Source organism: Microbulbifer maximicatervae (SeqCode) (genome assembly GCF_052467505.1).
Genome location: NZ_CP174313.1, coordinates 2,726,733 through 2,744,219, shown reverse-complemented (window position 1 = coordinate 2,744,219; position 17,487 = coordinate 2,726,733). Strand labels below are relative to the sequence as shown.

The following is a 17,487-nucleotide window of genomic DNA, read 5'->3' as shown; positions in this document are numbered from 1 at the left end:
GCTGGCTGCGATTGTTATGTTTCGTTTTTCTTGAGCTGATTTTCAAGGCTCTTTAAATCACCCAGCACCCATACATCAGAGATTCGATCACCTTCAAAGGTAAATAAGGCACATCCATTCCAAGTTACGCGTTTATGTGACGGTAAAAAGCCCATAAACTCATCTCTATGAAATCCGGTAAAGGACATCTTTGCAAAAACCTTGTCTCCCTCTTCTACGAGATCTTCAATAATACATTTGTAATCACCCAGCGCTTTGTGAACCATATCGACATATTCAGCGAAACCTTTGTGACCTCGCTTTTCCTGTCCTAATGATCCTCTAAAGGAGAAGCTCTCATGCAGGATCGATGGCATTACTTTCTTATCGTGGGCATCCCAAAGAACCTCATAAAATTTTCGAACTTGATCTTTATGCACCAGTCATCCTCAGAAACATAACGCCTCAATAACCCGTAGCTGAAACATAGCGAAGCGACGTGTAAGCTATCGGGTGCCAAAGACGTGTAGTTAATTGGCTTGGTACGCCCAGCATGAGCGTGAACTAATGGGTTCCATTAAATGCTAACTACTAGCTAATGGCAACTGCAATACCGTGAGGTCTTGTAGGGAGTAAGCTGCTAGCAAATGCGAGCTGACGAACAGGAGCATCATATAAGGCTTAGCCTGGAGGCGGGATGGCCAAGGACACCTAACAGATAGAGTCAATGATGCAGTGGTATAGTGAGCGTTCACGTTCTTATCTGGCGAATCTGTTTAGTTTACTAGGGTGAAGCTGTCAGCGTGGCCTCAGACTCATAAGTAGGCCCAACCTGCTAGCACTATCGCAGGGACATAAAAAGGTGGTGGAATATAGCAGCGTCTTGGTCAGGATGATTAAACAGAAGTCAGCCGATGGCATAGTAGCCTAATACCAAGATTATTACCTTGGGTAAGGTCAAGGCCTGAACCTGAAATCCGTGGGTTAAAAGACAGGGCTAGCCTACCGATATGTTTCCAATCGGATAAGTTGAGTTAGCACACTGCCATGACACTCAACTCAAATGAAGATCTGCCCGAAACTACCGTTGTACGGATAGGGAACCGCTCATTGCGGACCCGCACGATGGGAGCTCCGGGGGCCGGTAGCTAAAACTATCGGCTACCAGATTTAGGTTTTGCGGCCTATTCATTAATAGGGGCTACCACACGTAGATATTGTTAAAGTAACTTGCTCATAATTATTATTGACTATATCTATTTCTTCGAAATGATATGAACAATCAACGTGACCTCTAGGCCGACTACAAAATCCATAACGGCCATCTTTATTCTTTAACCATAGATGGTGCGCTCCGCTCTCAATTTGTATTGCCGCTGCTTCCGTCACCTCTGCAGGCGGCTTTTTAATATACACCCAGCCTTCTGAAGGCTGCGCCATCGAACATTTCTTTGGTTGAATGACACAACCACTTATAGAGAGTACGGCAATAAGAAAACCGAAGTACTTCATCAATGTAAACCTAACGATAAGCTAACCGGCAGCCGGCGCGAAGTACGATTTTGGCTGTCCGACGGAGGCCGCTTGAGGCCGGAGTGTAGTTAAACGCCTTGTTAAGTTTTTTTCGATAGCACATATTTTGACTCACCGCTCTCAATGACGAGCTTATAGTTCTTTAGTCTTTTACCGTGCGAGCTTAAGAAAATTGTCCCCTGTAGTATTGCTTCCTTGATGCAGTTTACGTTGCTTTCTGGCCCAATACGAATCAAAGCCTTTATACGGAGCTGTTTTTTGGAAACTCTGTCCAGATGCAAGTCTGTAGCTCCGTCACACCAGAAGGTCTTCGGTTGGGTTACTTGCTTAATCTTCCAAGTTACAAACCACTCTAAATCATTCTCAAGCTGCCTTCTTTGCCACTTTGACTTAGCTAGATTGGTGGCAAATTGATTTTCGACCTTTCGTATGGTTCTGTTTAGTGCTCTCTTGCTCGAATACTCATTCATACTCAGTAAACTTAACGCTCGTAGCTCGAGCAAAATAGAAGCGCAGCGCCAATTTTGTCGGCGTGCCTTTACTTGGTACGCCCAGCATGGGCGTGAACTAATGGGGAGAAAGTCCCCTGTAGGAGGATCACCATTTAATGGGCTCCATTAAATGCTAACTACTAGCGAATGGCAACTACAACATCACGAGGTCTTGCGGAGAGAAGCCGCTAGTAAAACTGCGAGCTGACGAACAGAAACATCTTATAAGGCTTAGCTGGAGCCGAGGTGGCCAAGTATGCCGAAGCTATGTGGCTAATGGGCCGGGCTAATGATGTAGTCGTGTATTGCAAGGTCACGTTTTTATCTGGAGAGATCTGTTTATCTAGCTGCTGTCTGCTTGGCCGCTAAGTCATTAATTAGGCCTATTAGGAAGCCCACTTTATAGCTTATGTAGGTCTCAAGCCAATCGGTGCCATTTGTCAAAAGACGCCCCGTATCCTTGAGTGGCTGGACATCTCAGAAAAACACTGGTTCTATCTCAATCGAAACTTTGAAAGCCGCTTTAAAGGCCTGGTGGGATCAGCAGAGGCTGTACGGCAAGCTTGTATTCAGCGCAATAACCGCTGGGTACATGGCATAGGCGACTGCCAACGTTTCCTTTTTGTAAAGCCCCACCAATTCTCTCCCAATCTTTCGATACTATTCCTTCCGGTTTGGCCAAAATCACGCAATTTTCAAACCTCAAGCATAATTTTTTCAGTATTTCACTTTGCCGTACACCAGACCAGGAGAAATGGTCGTCAAAGTGGAAGGCCTGAACTATTTCCAGAGCCATCTTTCAATCTGTGGGTGTCCTATTGTTGCGGCTTTGTTATGCATGATGTAGGTCTTGAAGTCGCTTAAGGACTGGATCTAGAAGCCTATTTCTGAGTGTTAGCTCCCAGGAACCTTCACAAAACCTTTCTGCTCTAGCTGCTGCAGTTAAAGCCCACCTGACTTCTTCAAATGTGGCTCGATCAATCGAATCTAAAATATTTCTAATTTTCTTTGGCTGATATTCATATGCTACCCAAGGCGGGCGCTCTAAAAGATTCATAAAATCAGAGATCTCATCTGGATAATAAGGATATCCTTCATGACGAGTTACTTTTGGAAGCGCCAAAATCGCCAACTGATAGCATGATATTAACTTCTCTGTATCTTCAATATTCAATGCTTCAGTTCTCATGTGCATAACGCAAAGCTTTACGGACGCCGAAGCAACCCGTAGGTTTTCCGTAAGAGCTTTTTGTTATTATTTTACTTTGATTAATTAACATACTCCAACCATTCATTACAAAATATACTTTCAACGGCCATTTCTAACTGAAATATCTGAGGGTCAATCAGGTCGCCTCTAAATGTTGCACCTTTATCAATCCATGCTGAGTACTCAATATATGGATAGTGGCCTATACAGTACAAGGCGTACGACAACTCTTTGCTCAAACTGCTTGAACTTTTTAGGTTTTGAAATAGTGAATGCAAGTCAGACAGCAGTTGTTCTATATATTCCTTTCCTGGATCTTCACCCATTCTGGCCAATACCGGCAACCCTTTTTCACCTAATCCCGCGTTTATAATTCTTTCTTTAATCTCTTTCATATTTGGAAGTCATAACGCCCTAAGCAATACACAGGAGGTCCAGTGCATTGCATTGTCAGTTTTTTGAATCGCAGAATGATAGCTTGTTGCGTAAAACCAAATCAATAATCCCATTAGGATCTGAAGAAAGCTCGACGACTGATTGTTTGTTATCGCCGATTGGCATTCGATGACACGGATTAGACTGGATTTGATCGTTTTTCCGATAAAGAAAATACAGTTGAACTGAACCCAACTCAACAGGTATCCATGAGTCGTTAAATATAAATCGATCCCCTATTTCAAAAGAACCCTTGATTGAATTCAATACCAAAAAAGTTGAGTCGATACCTCGATTCAGATCTTGTAATCTCTCCCACGCTGGAGAGTCGCGCCACTCAATAGGCCTTGCGTTATATGAGCTAATTTCATGTGTTAGATCTGCGTACGCGATGCGACCTGAGATTTTCTTGGCAAGAACAATGTCAGTGGCATTATTCAAATCAACGCTTAAATCCTTACGATCATATTCAAACGAAATAGCTCGCTGAGAATAAAGGATGATTAATAAGGTTAGATATATAACTTTCATTGATCGAAGCCCGATGAAAACTAACGCCTCGACCTGCGGCAGGCCGCGTGAAGCGTGGGCTGTCCGGTGGAGGCCCGCAGGGCCGGAACGAACAGCATCAACTTGTTACAAGTTTTTATCCGGAACCTGAATCTCCATTTGCTTAGCAAAGCCGGTATACAAGTTAATTTGATCCAGTATGAGAAACCCGACCAAGGACGATTTTTTTGTGAGCGCGGAGCTATTAACAACGCCATGGCCCACTGTATTCCTACTTACAAAGTCGGGTGTATCGCCTGAATCGAATCCTTTGAAGAAAACAGACAACACATACTCGGCAAACCATGACGGAAATAGACGACTGAATACATGGCTGTGATCGGTTATGTTAGTCGCAGTGTGGCTCGCCCAACTAGATTGTTTACGTGCCTTCTTATTTGAAGCATCGGGATTCTTGATCATAAAGTCTTTCTTTAAAATAGCTTCGATTCTCGGATACAGCATATGGATTGAAGCATCATATCGCTTATCTTTGTGAAGCTCCAATGCGCTTTCAATTAGTTCAATATGTTCGTTAATTAGAGAATTATTCTTAAGCCTATCAATCCACTCGCACGCATTTTCACAAAAGTATTCATCAGCATCTGACTCAATTTCATCTGTAGGCCATCCAAGCTTAATGCTATTCAATAGCGTTTTTTGCTTTTCATAGCTGAGAAACGAAAATGGGAACCATCCGGTATCGATTACCTTTCTCCATTCAACGTCGCTCAAGTCAAAGAGTTCAAAGAATAGTGACATGGAAAATCCAATAGCTAAGAAGTGACCAACGTCATAATGAATAGGCTTTTTCTTATCACCATCTAAGTTAGGTCCAAAATCAAAATAAAATATCCGATCCCATCCATTGTTGATTAATACAACAAACGATAGATCTTCTCTGAATTCGATATCTTTCAGAATAAGTTTATCTATATGGTATAGATCGCTCTTACGAACGGGATCTCCTGCTGACACCTTGCTTGCTACCATTGCTGCAGCAGTTAGCTCTATTTCATTTAGATAAACTTTGGCAATTTGATCTTGATCTATCAGCGCTACAAGAGTCTTTACATCCCACGGTCTTAAATTCTCATCAGCTTTCGAGATGATTGAAGATAAAATTCCTTCGGCTTTTCTTATGAAGTCTCTTCCAGAAGAAGCGAAAGAGATACCACGATATTCAATTGGAGCCATCTCACCGGGTTTCACCGGAGACATAGCGTAGCCAACCAATCGCTCATCAAGCTCTATTTCATAAACCATATATTATCTTATCCGTCCACCGGCAGCGCCTTGTTAGTGGAGCTTTCCTACTCGTTTATGGGAACAAGACCACTACCGCAGTCATTGCACTTTCGTTCGGCAATAGAAATTCTACGATTTCTCTTTGTCTCATTTTGAGAACCGATAAAGATAATCAGCCAGCCAATACCCCAAATAAATGTGAAAATGGTAATGATCGCATGGAGAACATGATTGCACTTCCCCTCTATAAATGTAACAAGCTCATCTTGGGAAGAATTACACTTTAGACAAGCACATTTACATTGCTCAGTGCGAAAACTACCCGACGCCGAAATATGTATGGGTGCTTTTCTAGAAACAGTAGATGCCTGAGGTTTATTACCACTGAAACTATTTAGAATTGTTTGGATTCTCTCAGCCGTCCATGATGAATTCGAATCTAAAGTTAGATCGCCAGCTAAATTCATTTTCTTAGAAATATCATCTGCATTACATCCATTGGAATGCCAATCCATTATTTTGCAAATTTGTCTATTTGCTTGGACATTCTCTACAAAAATAGGATCGACTTTCGCACTGCAAAAACGGCAGACCTTTGCCCTTCTCTGTATGCTTTCTGCACAATACGGGCATTCTCTTTGCATAATATTTCTCATAATTTTAATTTTTACGTATCACTAACGCCTTGCTCTGCGACTGGCGGCGCAAAGCGACGACAGTCTGATGGAGGCCCGAAGGGCCGGAATGAACAGCAGCAACTTGTTAGGCATTTATTTACCAAAACTTCCACCATGGTTTTTCTTTACCTTCGGTGCCGTCTGGAAAAATAATTACTTCAGCGGCGGAGCTGAAGAAGGCTAATTCATGCTTCTCCGCCAAATCTGCTAGTAAGTCCGTAACGTAGTCAGCTTTCGGCCAGACACAACTTATAATCAGGTGTCCTGGGGAGCAGTCAAATGCGATACTCCAAGGACATAAATCCGTGTTATCTATTTCTTCTTCCGGAACATCATCTATTTCGGGATGTTTCGCCGTGAGTTCTTTATAAAAAGCATCTATTTTCTGACTTGGCACCACTCCAGAAGTATCCCCTTCGCACAATGCAATGTACAAATCTGATGCTTCCCTGTTGGAAATCTTTGAATCCAGACTAAGTATGCCAATGTCGTAGCTCATTACTCTCGTGCCTAACGCGGCAAGCACGGGCAAAGGACAGCGGCTTGCCGCGTCGTGGCCTTTGTCCCCGAGGAGCGCAGCGACGAGTTAGTGATTTGCATTGTTATATTCTTTCGAAGTCCAAAGCATATTTTGTTTTCGACTTAACTGCCTGATACCACTTCACGTGTGACCATTCTGTACCGGATAGTATAGCTCTTAACGTCGATATATCTCGATCCTCCATTCGAAGCCCAAAGGCGATAGAATTAACTGCTTCGGGATCGAATTGCTTTGCTTCGGATCTATAGAACACAAGCCTGCGTTCTCGCTCATAGCGCCAACTCGAATACTTGGTGCCCAAAATTGAGTAAAGAATATCGCCAGCGACACTATCTACATTGTTCTCTCCAGGGAGCTGTTCGAAGTACTTGAAGCGCTCGATAATCTCTTCAAAGGGATACTCGTCTTGGTAAGTCACATCTATTGGTGCGATGGATGACCCTTCTGGCCTTAAAAGATTCTCCTTAAAGCCAATACAGACCCCTCTGTGTTCATCAGCATAGTGAGACCACATGAGCTGGTTTTTGCGAGCTTTGCTAAATGAACAGATACCAGTTTTGGCAAGTTGTTCCTCGATCTTTCTCTTGTATATCTCGCGCTGCGACGAAGGAAATGGGTAGTGTTCCCAAACTGCATTCAATACTTCATTGAATGATGCTTCACCCTCAAACGGATCGTTCAGTGAAGCTGGGGTGGCAAACCATAGCTCACGGTTAAGTAATAACTCCAAACACCCTTTGTCGAACTTGCGGTATTTAAAGAGAATTTCAGGAGGTAGCATAAACCCTCTGGTGAATATAACGCCGCTAGCAAGGGCAGCCGAAGCAACGCGTAGGCTGTCCAGCCCAGCCCCGGAGGGGTTGGGCGAGCTTGACTAGCCTGGTTATGGCTGGCGCGCACTGAACCACCTACTTGCTCTCTACCAGCCAACTTTGGCTGGCCACTGCCCGATAAATTTAAAGGGAAAAATACCATACTTTCCCAACCGGTTAACTATCTGATTGGCACTCCATGATGGCGTAGCTGGCTTGCAGGGCTTGCTGACTTAAAACGATGGCACTGGAACGAAACTGTAGTACCAAATTGCAGGAAAACTCTCAGAAAAAAGTGCTCAGATAGAGATTGATGCTTGCAGCAGCTACAGAACATCTGAAAATCGGCCGCCACAATAACGCCGCTAGCAAGGGCAGCCGAAGCAACGCGTAGGCTGTCCAGCCCAGCCCCAAAGGGGGTGGGCGAGCTTGACTAGCCTGGTTATGGTTGGCGCGCTCGGGACCGACTACCAGCACTTTGCCAGCCATAGTTTGGCTGGACCCTGCCCAATATTTACGAGGAAAGAATACCGCACTTTCCCCAACCAATTCCTATTTTACTGGCACTCCACGAAATTGCAGCGGACTGCCCACCTCTACCACACTTGAGCAAATACCCTAGGAACGAAACTGCTTGAATAGCAACCAGTAAAAAGGGCTCAATACCGGCTGCAATTTAGTGGCACTAAAGCTTCAGTTACTACGAAAAATCAATGAAGCCGACCGCCACAATAACAGCTATATAGTAATCACTCTGACCACTATTATCCTGATTGTTATCTCAGAATCAATTTCTACGCCAAGGCCTAAATTTTTATTTAAAACCATAGACTTAAAGTATCCTGATACATCCGTACAAACTGGAAAAACGATCACTTTGACTACTATCCCGATTTTAACGCTATCCCGTAACTCATTGATTTCATGATTGTTTTTGGGTTTATCTTCTTGTTCTCTATTATCACTGTCAATATGATCGTAAATCCCTAAGCTAGCACTCGCTAACTTTTACAGGCCGGTATTAGTTAAGGTATCCAGGGTTCCTCTGAATCACTCTGTAATATCTCTGCGGATCTTGAAGGCTAAAGATGTTAGGTGCAGTTCGCCGCGAATGGATGTAGCCCTTTGCAAGCGTTGTAACGCAGTAGATGTGGTCTTCAAGGATCGACCTGGGGGGCTTCCATAACGATTCATGCACCGTGTTCAGACTTCTTCTATGGTCTAGTCATTCCTGTGAAGCTGCGCTCTTATTGAAACCACTCTGTAAGTAGAGGTATCACTGGGTTGTTCAGAGGCTCCTAAATTTCGCAGTAATATTTTAAAAGTCTGCAAGTTACTTTGGTATATGGAGAGATCTTTTCTGTAGATATGTGGAGTACGTATTAAGACGAAGCATTGATGATCTATTGTTGTCTGAACTCCAGCGTGGGAGCGGTAGGTATATTAACCTTAACGGCCATTTTTATATGCAACCGAAATTTTTAATGCGTGAGCAACAAAAAATATAGGCACAAAAATAATCTTATTAGATTTTATTAGGATTGTTTTAGTGTCTAAGCCACGTAAAATCGATAGATATTTATTGGTAGTTTGGCCGCGATTAAGAAGCCATCTAAAAGCAACAATCAAAGCAGCTTGGTTCAAGAGTCTCGAGAGAATCAAGAACCCAAGAATTTTCTAAAGACCACCCCTTAAAAGGAGAACGGTAGCGTGAAGTAAGAATAAGTAAAAGGCGCTGACCCAAGGTGCTGGAACACCTGGGGCCAGCTAACCAAATTGATAGACAAAGTATCAAGATGGCTATATGCATAGTACGCTAGAAACCCGCTCGTCTTCAATAAAGTGGAGTACATTCAGCGGCTTGGAGAGATTCTCCAAGCCCTGGGGGCGTTGCGTCTGCCTTTTCTTTTTCTATGCCTACCGTTCTCGCGCACCTCCTCGTAGTTACTCAAAACATTTCTATTCAAGCTTTCCTTTTGTGGAAGGTCTATCCATGGTTTGAGTATCAGTAGGAAACCAATATGTTGATTTTAAAGCGCCGTACAGGCGAAAACTTATGGATTGGAGCGAATGTCTCAATCACAGTATTAGAAGTTAAGGGCAATCAGGTAAAGATAGGAATAATTGCTCCAAAATCCCTGCCAGTACACCGCGAGGAGATTTATGTGCGGATCAGACAGGAAGGAAATCTGGTCAGTGGGAATCGTTGAAAAGTTGATGGAGATTGTGGCGGGGTGGTGTTGCTATGAAAGCGCTAACTACTGTTAGTTAGCGCTTTCAGTCGAGCCTTTCGCTGCGGATAGAGACAGGTTAAGCTCGGAAGTGATCTGTATTAGTGATGTTTATGCTTAAATCCAGCTTCAAACTTTTCTGCTAATTTAAAGTAGTGATTCAGATCCTTGCGGGTTTTTTCTGGGCGGTTGTTTTCGGAATTAATGTGGATGTTCTCCACAACAACGGCGATGTCTTTTGCAAGCTTCTGTCTTTCACCTTTCAGGTTTTCAGCGAAGTACTCAACACTTTTTTCGAGGGTGTAGGTGATGACATGAATCTGGTGAAGTTCAGCAGGATTCAGCTTTTGCTTGCTTTTAATTTCTGCTGTTTTCTCAATGAAAATCTTCTTGGCATCTTTCATAGAAGTAACGTCCGCTACTTTGAGATGCTGGATGGGCTTTTCGTCTGATGCGGGGCTAGCTTGAGCAGTGGTAGCAAAAGTAACAGCAAAAAGTAACGCAATTAAAGTTTTCATTTTTCCTCTCTAACGCCCAAACGCTAAGGGTTGATAAGGCATTGATCGGGCGAGGTGAATGCCTAACATTTATCAGTGATCATTTTGACCACTTTGATCGCTATCGTAAATGAGGATAACTATCATTAACATTCATGATACAGGAATTTTTAGGTGCTCAAAACATTTGTCGCAAGAATTGCTATCAAGCTGATCGAAATTTGTAAGGAATAAGAAAATTGAATCTGGAAAGGATGCGCAGGGGAGAGGGCAACGGAGGTTTTTAGCCAGGAGGAGGCGGCCCCCGAGTTATGGAATTTGATCTGTTAACCCTCTCTTCGCGGTAACAAAGAGAAGGTTATTTACAGGAAGAGCCGATTAGTTCGGGATTATTGAGACCGGTTTCACAAATTAATTGGTACGGAAACTAGGAAATCTCTCCCAGTACATCAACCATCGCCGAGGTCAATTGGCTGAGGTCTTCTTTCGAAATCACATAGGGCGGCATGGCGTAGACCAGTTTGCCGAAGGGACGCAGCCAAACTCCGCGTTCGATTAGGGCTTCCTGCACTTTGGCCGTATTTACCGGCTCGCGCATTTCCACCACGCCAATTGCTCCAAGGGCTCGAACATCAGCGACACCCGGTGCGGATTTTAACGGGGCTAGCTGTTCGGTCAGCTGCTGTTCGATCGTAGTTACTCGCTCCTGCCAAGGGCTGTTGAGTAACAATTGGATACTGGCGTTAGCGACGGAACAAGCCAGGGGGTTACCCATAAAAGTGGGGCCGTGCATAAACACACCGGCTTCTCCCTGGCAAATACCTTCGGCCACTTTATCGGTACAGAGGGCGGCGGCGAGGGTCATGGTGCCGCCGGTGAGAGCTTTGCCCAGGGTGAGGATATCGGGGGTGATATCGGCATGCTCACAGGCAAACATTTTGCCGCTGCGGCCAAAACCGGTTGCGATTTCATCGGCGATTAGCAGTACGTTGTGCTCGTCGCAGAGTTCGCGCACCCGGCGCAAATAATCGGCAGAATAAAAACGCATGCCGCCGGCGCCCTGGACGATGGGCTCTAAAATAATCGCGGCCAGCTGATCGCGGTTCTCTTCCACTTGCTGGCGCAGCTCGGCGATATCACTGTCACTACAGGTACTACCAAATGGTGTTTGCGGAGCGGGTGCAAACTGGTGCTGGTTCAGATGCTCAGCAAACAAATGATGCATTCCGGTGACTGGGTCACAGGTGGCCATGGCCCCGAAAGTATCACCGTGGTAACCGTTGCGCAGGGCCAGCAGGCGGTTCTTTTCGGGCTTACCATGGGAGTGCCAGTATTGGACGGCCATCTTGATAGCCACTTCCACAGACACTGAACCGGAGTCAGCAAGAAATACCCGGTTGAGGCCGGCTGGAGTGATTTCCACTAATTTCTTGCACAGCTCGATCGCCGGTTCGTGAGTTAAACCCCCGAACATCACATGGGACATCTTGTCCATCTGATCGCGCATGGCCTGGTTTAGCTCGGGCACATTGTAGCCGTGCAGGGCACTCCACCAGGAGGACATACCGTCGATCAGGCCGCTCCCGTCTTCCAGGTAAAGCCTTACCCCCTCGGCCCGCGCTACCGGGTATACCGGGGGCGGGTCGATCAGGGAGGAGTAGGGGTGCCAAATATGTTTGCGATCGAAATCCAGGTCCATAAAAGCTACATCTTTATTCTTAAGAGCCGACATTCATCAGTTAGGCCAGTTCGCGCAGTACTCTGAGCGGGGGCTGGCTGATCGAGCTGTAACAGGCCAGGGTACCGGCGGTGCCAACCAGTACTGCACCGGTGAGTGGTCCGGTTAGCCAAAGGACTGGGTGTAATATCACCGGCAGTTCAAAGACCCAATAAGACAGCACAGCCAAGGTGGCTTCAGCACCGATAGCCGCGAGCAAGCCGGCGGCAAAACCCAGTAGGCCAAATTCCAGTATCAGGCTTCTCAGCAACAAGCGCCTGCGGCCTCCCAGTGTGCGGATAATTGCCGCTTCCTGCAATCGCTCGGCGATACTGGCGCGCACCCCGGCAATTAATACCAGCACCCCGGCAACAAGCATCAGGGCCATGACTGATTCGATAGCAAAGGACACCTGGTTAATGGTGTCGCGGATACGCTGGATGATCTTATCCAGCTCTATCACGCTGACGCTGGGGAAGGCGCGAACCAGATCGTTGACCAGTAGCTTGTCCTCCGGTGGGAGGTAAAAACTGGTGATATAGGTAGCCGGGAAATCATCGATAGTGCCCGGTGCAAATATCATATAGAAGTTGGGGCGCATGCTGTTCCAGTCCAGCGAGCGGAAGCTGGCTACTGGGGCTTCTACTTCGAGGCCACCGATGGAAAAGCGCAATTGATCTCCCAGTGACAGTTCCAGCTGGGCTGCCAGCTCCACTTCTACGGAAACACCTTCGCTGGCCTTGTCCCACCATTCGCCTTCCAAGATGCGATTGTCCGGTGCCAGGGTATCGGTGTAGCTCAGGTTCAATTCCCGGCGAACGCCACCGGGACGATCTTTTTTCTCTTTAATCGAAACGCCGTTAATCGCTACCAAACGGCCGCGCACCATGGGGTAAAACTCGGTGCTGCTTACCTCGCCCTCTGCCAGCATATTTTCCATGGTTGGAACATCGTGGGGGGCGATATTCAGGAGGAAGTGATTGGGGGCTTTTTCCGGTAATTGCATCCGCCATTCGTCCACCAGGGCGGTGCGGGCAAAGACCATGGCCAGCATGGCCAATAATCCGGTGCCAAAAGCGGCAATCAATAAAGTGTTGAACGCGGCTCGGCGTTGCAGGCTACCGAGGGCAATGCGCCAGGCGCCTCCCAGGGAGGCCAGCTTGCCGCGCACCAAGAGGCGGTTGACCAGGGCGCTGCCCGCTACCAACAGGAGCATGCCGACAAACAAGGCGAGCGTCATAAGCAGACTGCCGGACAGCCACCAGATCAGAAGTAGCATGGCGCTGGGGCCGAGAATCAGCCCGAGCCATTCGCGTCGGTCCGGATTGCTCCAGTCGTGCCGCAGGGTTTGCATCGGGTCTGTACGCGCCAAACGAAATAGTGGCGGCAGGGCGAAGCCCAGGGCGCAGGCGAGGCCGGTAGCGAGTCCAATTAGCAGTGGGCTCCAGCTGGTAGCCGGGGGTTGGACCGGAAAGAACCCTTCCATCAGGTTGACCGCCTGGCTCTGGATAAAGGTGCCCAGTGCCAGACCTATAGCAGTGGCAATCAGGGTAAGGGCGGCCAGCTGCCCCAGGTAGATGCCGAGAATTTTATTGCGCCCGGCACCGAGGCTTTTCATTACGGCTACGTAGGCGCCATGGCGTAGTCCGTAGCGTCTGGCTGCCAGGCCAACGGCGACGCTGGCGAGCAGTACAGCCAGGCTGGCGGCGAGAAACAGGAAGGACTCGGCTCTATCCAGGGCAGAGGCAACCCGGGGTTGGCCTTCACGCAGGTCCAAGATCCGCTGGTGCTCAGTCAGTTGAGGTTTGAGCCAGTCAAAGTAATCCTTCAGGACTTGGTCATCACCGGCAAACAGATAGCGGTAGCGCACTCGGCTGCCGGGCTGGATCACACCTGAGGCGGGCAGGTCGGCGGTATTGGCTAATACTCGCGCACCCATATCAAACAGGCTGGTACCCCGGTCGGGTTCCCGCTCCAGTATGGCTGTCACTTTTAATTGGGTGTCGCCGAGGGCGATAGGATCGCCGAGCTGGATTCCCATCAAGGGTAGAAGGCGGGACTCCACCCAGGCTTCTCCCGGGGGAGGTCCTTGCGGTGCCACTTCCCCTGGGCCTTCCGGGGACTTGCTGATTTCCAGTTGCCCCACCAATGGATAGCCTTTGTCGACGGCTTTGACCGAGACAAACTGGAACTGGTCGTTGGCGGAGATCATGGATGAAAACTGGACTATTCGCGCCTGCTCCAATCCCTTTTTGTCGGCTTCCTCCAGCCATGCGCTATCCACGGGTTTGCTGCTGCGCAGTACCCGTTCTGCGGCCAGGAAGGTGAGGGATTGCTGCTCCATGGCGCGGGTAAGGCGGTCGGTGAAATGGGCGATCGCAGTGACACAGGTAACAGCCAAAACCAGGGCCGAGGCAATTAGCGCCAGCTCGCCACCGCGCCAGTCCCTGAACAGCAGTCTGAGTGGCAGCATCAGGCGGACACCTCCGACAGGTTGTCCCCGTCGATAAGCGGAGCGTAGGAATCTACAGCGCCTGCCGACATATGCAGGTGGGAGGCACAGCGCTCTGCCAGTCGCTGTTCGTGAGTCACCAGCACCAGGGTGGTGTCAGATTCTTCGTTGAGTTTAAACAGCAGATCGATAATTTTGGCCCCGTTGCCGGCGTCGAGGCTGCCGGTGGGTTCGTCGGCAAAGAGGATGGCATCTTTGCTGCTAAAGCTGGCAAAGGCCCGGGCAATGGCCACCCGCTGTTGCTCACCGCCGGATAACTGGCGCGGGTAGTGGCGCAGTCGCTGTTCCAGGCCCACCCGGGCGAGAAACTCTTCCGCCCGCTTGGCGGCGCCCCGTTCACCGCGCAATTCGCTCGGCAGCATCACGTTTTCCAGGGCGGTAAGGCCGGGCAGCAGTTGGAACGTCTGGAATACAAAGCCCACGCAGCGGGCGCGCACCGCGGCGCGCTGCTCTTCGTCCATGGCGGTGATCTCGTCGCCAGCCAGCCAGATTTTGCCCTCGGTAGGTTTGTCCAATCCTGCCAGCAGGCCGAGCAGGGTGGACTTGCCGGAACCTGAGGCCCCTGTCACAGCGAGGCTCTCCCCACGGGCGACTTTCAGGGAGATATTGTTTAATAGGGTCAGTGGCCCTTCGCTGGTGGAGACCCTGTGATAGAGGTTTTCTGCCGTGAGAATGGCGGACATACTGTATTCCCTTTGCGGATACGCGAGATTTTTGGAGAGTATGACATGACAACAGCCTTTTTTCGGCAGTTACTGACTCGGTTCGGCTTGGTGCTGATGCTGTCGGTCCCCAATCTGGCACTGAGTGCCAACAAGCCCGGCACTCTGCTCGTATTAGGGGATAGCATAAGTGCGGCCTACGGTATCGATGAGGAGCTGGGCTGGGTCAACCTGTTGCAAGAGCGCTTGCAGGAAAAGGGACGCCCGGTGAAGGTGGTCAATGCCAGCATCAGTGGGGAGACCTCCGCAGGCGGCCTGACCCGGCTGCCGCGCCTGATGGAAGAGCACAATCCCCAGTGGCTGATTGTCGAGTTGGGGGGTAACGACGGTCTGCGCGGCTACCCACCCCAGAGTTTGCAGCGCAATTTGCAGCAGATGGTCAAGCTGGCTAAAGATTCCGGGGCCGAAGTCCTGCTGTTGGGGATGCGTATCCCACCGAACTACGGCCGCGCTTATACCGAGGCTTTTGCCGCTGTATTCCCCAAAGTGGCCAAGGCCGAAGAGGTCGCTCTGGTGCCTTTCTTGTTGGAAACCGTGGCCCTGGAGCAGGGCGCTATGCAATCCGATGGTATCCACCCCACCGCCAAGGCGCAGCCGGCCCTGCTGGATCATGTCTGGCCCTGCGTGAAGTCCCTGTTGGGGGAGAAGGCGGCTGGTGAGTCGTGTACTCCGTGATCGAAATGCGTACAATCGCGCCCCCAGGAACAGGAAAGCCTGGCTCTGGTCCCAAAGTTTAAGGTTTTGTGCCGGAACTCTGGGCCCGGTCACTGGTCGCGAATGAGTTAGAGAGACACCATGCCCGAATTGGAAAACCGCCGCGAGCGGCTCGAGTTTAATAAGCTGCAAAAGCGCCTGCGCCGCCATGTGGGCCGCGCCATCGCCGACTTCAACATGATTGAAGAGGGCGACAAGATTATGGTCTGTTTGTCCGGCGGTAAGGATTCCTACGCCATGCTGGACGTGCTGCTGAATTTGCAAAGGACAGCGCCGGTTAACTTTGAACTGGTGGCGGTCAATATGGACCAGAAGCAGCCGGGTTTCCCCGAGCATATCCTGCCGGAATACCTGCAGTCCCTGGGTGTTCCCCACCATATCGTCGAGAAGGATACCTACTCGGTCGTGAAGGAAGTGGTGCCCGAGGGCAAAACCACTTGCGGGCTCTGTTCCCGTCTGCGCCGTGGCACCTTGTATGGCTTTGCTGAAGAAATTGGCGCCACCAAGGTGGCACTGGGCCATCACAAAGACGATATCGTCGAGACCCTGTTCCTAAATATGTTTTACGGTGGTCGCCTCAAGGCGATGCCGCCCAAACTGCGCGCCGACGATGGCCGCAATATCGTGATCCGTCCACTCGCCTATTGCCGCGAAGAGGACATCGCCCAGTACGCCGAGTACAAGCAGTTTCCGATTATTCCGTGCAATCTGTGCGGCAGCCAGGAGAACCTTCAGCGCCAGGCGATCAAGCAGATGGTGCGGGAGTGGGATAAGAAATTCCCAGGCCGCAGCGAGAATATTTTCGCCGCGATTACCCGGGTGTCCCCGTCACAATTGGCGGACAGGGACCTCTACGATTTTGAGAGTCTGGAACTGGATCGCTCTAAGCCGTCGGCTGTCGAGCGTCCTGACCATTCAATCCAGCGCCAGGTGAATTCTTGGGAGCCTGAGGATGCTCAGGAAGTGGAGCCCCAGTATATCGAGGCGCTGAATCTGTAGGATCTGCACCGCTGACCAGTTGCGCGTAACTGCATTCAAAGTCCCGGGGACTGGCACTGGGCCCGTGGTGAAAGTGCTGATGCCAGAGGCGCGCCATATTGGCCACGTCTGAGGTTTCCTCGTCCTGGATCTTGTGGACTTCGGCCGACCTGTAAATCAGCCAGGCGATGGCTGTGGCATAGCGCAGGTTGGTGGTCAGTTCGCTGTGGGGGTGATCGAGAAAATCCCGCTGGCTCGCTAGCCCTCGCACTTTTGAGGCGAGGCTTGGGTGATCGATCAGGTATTGATCCCAGATTTCCCGGTGGGTGTGGGGCTGGATTTGGTAAATACCCAGCCCGTGGCGCCGTCCCTGTTTGAGGTGGAAGCCCAATTGCGACTCCTGGGCGGCGGTTCCCAGAAGGAGATTCTCCATGCCCTGGCTCCAGGCTCTCAAGTGCTTGAGGGTTGGACGGATAACCTGGAGTCGGAGCTCGTCCAGACAAATGCCCATAGTGTTGTCTTTTTTTCTGTAGTTGTATCCAACATATATGTAGTTTGCTGATTGAGTCGGCGCCACCTTATGGGTAGATTTACGCGCAATAAACATAACAATTTTTAGGTGGTGCTCTTTCCATAGCTCA

General features: G+C 49.1%; 17 protein-coding genes. 3 read left to right on the top strand and 14 right to left on the bottom strand.

The features are described 5' to 3' along the window. Positions 1-14: 14 nt before the first annotated feature. The 9 genes from ACJJIN_RS12085 to ACJJIN_RS12045 form a co-directional block, all read right to left on the bottom strand. Entirely contained in the window at positions 15-419 is a 405-nt protein-coding gene (locus ACJJIN_RS12085) for an ester cyclase (protein WP_444894832.1), read from the bottom strand. 751 nt (positions 420-1,170) lie between these two features. Further along, positions 1,171-1,491 carry a hypothetical protein gene (locus tag ACJJIN_RS12080; protein WP_444894831.1) on the bottom strand — a complete coding sequence of 107 codons (321 nt, stop codon included), beginning with the start codon at positions 1,489-1,491 and terminating at the stop codon, positions 1,171-1,173. A 1,344-nt stretch (positions 1,492-2,835) separates the two neighbouring features. Next, the gene (locus ACJJIN_RS12075) at positions 2,836-3,177 is read right to left on the bottom strand and encodes a DUF6508 domain-containing protein (protein WP_444894830.1); all 342 of its coding nucleotides are present in this window, start codon (positions 3,175-3,177) and stop codon (positions 2,836-2,838) included. A 95-nt stretch (positions 3,178-3,272) separates the two neighbouring features. Further along, on the bottom strand, positions 3,273-3,608 hold the full coding sequence (locus tag ACJJIN_RS12070) for a hypothetical protein (protein WP_413664758.1): 336 nt from the start codon (positions 3,606-3,608) through the stop codon (positions 3,273-3,275). Positions 3,609-3,663: 55 nt separating this feature from the next. Next, positions 3,664-4,179 carry a hypothetical protein gene (locus ACJJIN_RS12065; protein ID WP_444894829.1) on the bottom strand — a complete coding sequence of 172 codons (516 nt, stop codon included), beginning with the start codon at positions 4,177-4,179 and terminating at the stop codon, positions 3,664-3,666. A 105-nt stretch (positions 4,180-4,284) separates the two neighbouring features. Further along, complete coding sequence (locus ACJJIN_RS12060; protein ID WP_444894828.1) at positions 4,285-5,463, bottom strand: hypothetical protein; 1,179 nt, start codon at positions 5,461-5,463, stop codon at positions 4,285-4,287. A 47-nt stretch (positions 5,464-5,510) separates the two neighbouring features. Next, positions 5,511-6,089, bottom strand: a complete 579-nt coding sequence (locus ACJJIN_RS12055; RefSeq protein WP_444894827.1) for a hypothetical protein — start codon at positions 6,087-6,089, stop codon at positions 5,511-5,513. 130 nt (positions 6,090-6,219) lie between these two features. Beyond that, positions 6,220-6,621: a hypothetical protein gene (locus tag ACJJIN_RS12050; protein WP_444894826.1), complete on the bottom strand. Its 402-nt coding sequence runs from the start codon at positions 6,619-6,621 to the stop codon at positions 6,220-6,222. Positions 6,622-6,724: 103 nt separating this feature from the next. Further along, positions 6,725-7,444 (bottom strand): DUF2971 domain-containing protein, encoded by a 720-nt coding sequence (locus ACJJIN_RS12045; RefSeq protein ID WP_444894825.1) that lies wholly within the window; start codon positions 7,442-7,444, stop codon positions 6,725-6,727. Positions 7,445-9,496: 2,052 nt separating this feature from the next. Here ACJJIN_RS12045 and csrA point away from each other — a divergent pair. Then, complete coding sequence (gene csrA, locus ACJJIN_RS12040; protein WP_444894824.1) at positions 9,497-9,685, top strand: carbon storage regulator CsrA; 189 nt, start codon at positions 9,497-9,499, stop codon at positions 9,683-9,685. 122 nt (positions 9,686-9,807) lie between these two features. Here csrA and ACJJIN_RS12035 read toward each other — a convergent pair whose 3' ends face one another. The 4 genes from ACJJIN_RS12035 to ACJJIN_RS12020 form a co-directional block, all read right to left on the bottom strand. Next, a complete protein-coding gene (locus tag ACJJIN_RS12035; protein ID WP_444894823.1) occupies positions 9,808-10,224 on the bottom strand; it encodes a DUF6746 family protein in 417 nt (138 codons plus the stop codon). Positions 10,225-10,630: 406 nt separating this feature from the next. Then, positions 10,631-11,935 (bottom strand): adenosylmethionine--8-amino-7-oxononanoate transaminase, encoded by a 1,305-nt coding sequence (bioA, locus tag ACJJIN_RS12030; RefSeq protein WP_444894822.1) that lies wholly within the window; start codon positions 11,933-11,935, stop codon positions 10,631-10,633. Positions 11,936-11,942: 7 nt separating this feature from the next. Beyond that, on the bottom strand, positions 11,943-14,393 hold the full coding sequence (locus ACJJIN_RS12025) for an ABC transporter permease (protein ID WP_444894821.1): 2,451 nt from the start codon (positions 14,391-14,393) through the stop codon (positions 11,943-11,945). Then, entirely contained in the window at positions 14,393-15,115 is a 723-nt protein-coding gene (locus ACJJIN_RS12020; RefSeq protein WP_413664779.1) for an ABC transporter ATP-binding protein, read from the bottom strand. The genes ACJJIN_RS12025 and ACJJIN_RS12020 overlap by 1 nt, the downstream gene beginning before the upstream one ends. Before the next feature lie 45 nt (positions 15,116-15,160). Here ACJJIN_RS12020 and ACJJIN_RS12015 point away from each other — a divergent pair, with 45 nt between their 5' ends. Together ACJJIN_RS12015 and ttcA are read left to right on the top strand one after the other, a co-directional pair. Further along, on the top strand, positions 15,161-15,829 hold the full coding sequence (locus ACJJIN_RS12015; protein ID WP_282931664.1) for an arylesterase: 669 nt from the start codon (positions 15,161-15,163) through the stop codon (positions 15,827-15,829). 120 nt (positions 15,830-15,949) lie between these two features. Beyond that, positions 15,950-16,867, top strand: a complete 918-nt coding sequence (gene ttcA, locus ACJJIN_RS12010) for a tRNA 2-thiocytidine(32) synthetase TtcA (RefSeq protein ID WP_444894820.1) — start codon at positions 15,950-15,952, stop codon at positions 16,865-16,867. On the opposite strand, the gene ACJJIN_RS12005 is transcribed toward ttcA, so the two are convergent. Continuing rightward, a complete protein-coding gene (locus tag ACJJIN_RS12005; protein ID WP_444894819.1) occupies positions 16,752-17,357 on the bottom strand; it encodes a hypothetical protein in 606 nt (201 codons plus the stop codon). The two genes, ttcA and ACJJIN_RS12005, sit on opposite strands and share 116 nt — an antisense overlap. Between the last annotated feature and the right edge of the window lie 130 nt (positions 17,358-17,487).